At 55.6% G+C, this 1,073-nt stretch carries 2 protein-coding genes; one reads left to right on the forward strand and one right to left on the reverse strand.

What is annotated here, in order from left to right; all coding sequences use genetic code 11:
• On the forward strand, positions 1 to 380 hold a 380-nt coding region (locus tag QIW53_RS27170), incomplete at its 5' end, for a LysR substrate-binding domain-containing protein (RefSeq protein WP_371052676.1).
• Positions 381 to 594: 214 nt separating this feature from the next.
• On the opposite strand, the gene QIW53_RS27175 is transcribed toward QIW53_RS27170, so the two are convergent.
• Positions 595 to 1,071 (reverse strand): nuclear transport factor 2 family protein, encoded by a 477-nt coding sequence (locus tag QIW53_RS27175; RefSeq protein WP_371052677.1) that lies wholly within the window; start codon positions 1,069 to 1,071, stop codon positions 595 to 597.
• Between the last annotated feature and the right edge of the window lie 2 nt (positions 1,072 to 1,073).

Here is a 1,073-nt window from a genome sequence, read left to right on the forward strand (position 1 = left end):
GCCGCAGACACCCTCTGGCAAAGCAAAGATCAATTGGATTGCAGGCCTTGAACGCGGAGTCGCTGGTTCTGCTCAGTACGGACTTTGCCACCCGCGAACAAATTGACCGCTTCTGCCGCCAACACGCTATTCGCCCTCAAGTGCAGATGGAAGCCAATGCCCTCGGCGCAGTGATCGAAATCGTTCGCCGGACGAATCTGTCGACGTTATTGCCTGCCAGAATCGCATTGGCCAATGATGATCTGGTGGCCATCACCCTGGAGCCTGAACGCCTGCAGCGAACCGCCGTCCTCATGCGGCGCAAGGACGCCTTCGAGAGCGCAGCGGTGCGAGTTTTCGTTGAGCTGGCCAAAGAGGTATCCAGCGAACTTGACGAGTGAGGTGCTGCGCGACTTCAAGTTGCGTGTCCTGCCACCGGGTTGATGGCGCGGGATCTTGCACAGTGAACTGAGTCGGGGGCTTGCAGAGGGATTCGGCGAGTTAATCTGCGAGGCAGGGGGACGTTTATGCTGACACAAATCGGAAAAACGATATGCACTTGTGCAAAACAAAAAACCTGATCCTTTGCGTTCAAAGGATCAGGTTTTGTATGACTTACAGGCCCAGGTCGGTCAGGCTTGGGTGATCATCAGGGCGACGACCCAGTGGCCAGAAGAACTTGCGCTCACTTTCCTTGATGGGCATGTCGTTGACGCAAGCGAAGCGGCGATGCATCAAGCCGTCTGCCTCAAATTCCCAGTTTTCATTGCCATAGGAACGGAACCAGTTACCCGAATCGTCGTGCCATTCGTAAGCGTAACGAACGGCAATGCGGTTGTCGGTGAAGGCCCAGAGTTCCTTGATCAGGCGGTAATCCAGCTCTTTTTTCCATTTGCGTGTGAGGAACCCTTTGGCCTCTTCGCGATTGGTCGCGAATTCGGCGCGGTTACGCCATTTGGTGTCCAGGGTATAGGCGAGCGAGACTTTCTCGGCGTCGCGGCTATTCCAGCCATCTTCGGCGAGTCGAACCTTTTCAATCGCTGTTTCGCGAGTGAAAGGAGGAAGTGGCGGGCGAGCTTGTTCGTTGGACATGG

Source organism: Pseudomonas fluorescens (assembly GCF_041354075.1).
Taxonomy (GTDB): Bacteria; Pseudomonadota; Gammaproteobacteria; order Pseudomonadales; family Pseudomonadaceae; genus Aquipseudomonas; species Aquipseudomonas fluorescens_CE.

What these genes read in the sequence shown, in the direction of transcription:
- QIW53_RS27175 (WP_371052677.1), bottom strand. Translation starts at nt 1,071, where the DNA reads ATGTCCAACGAACAAGCTCGCCCGCCACTTCCTCCTTTCACTCGCGAA.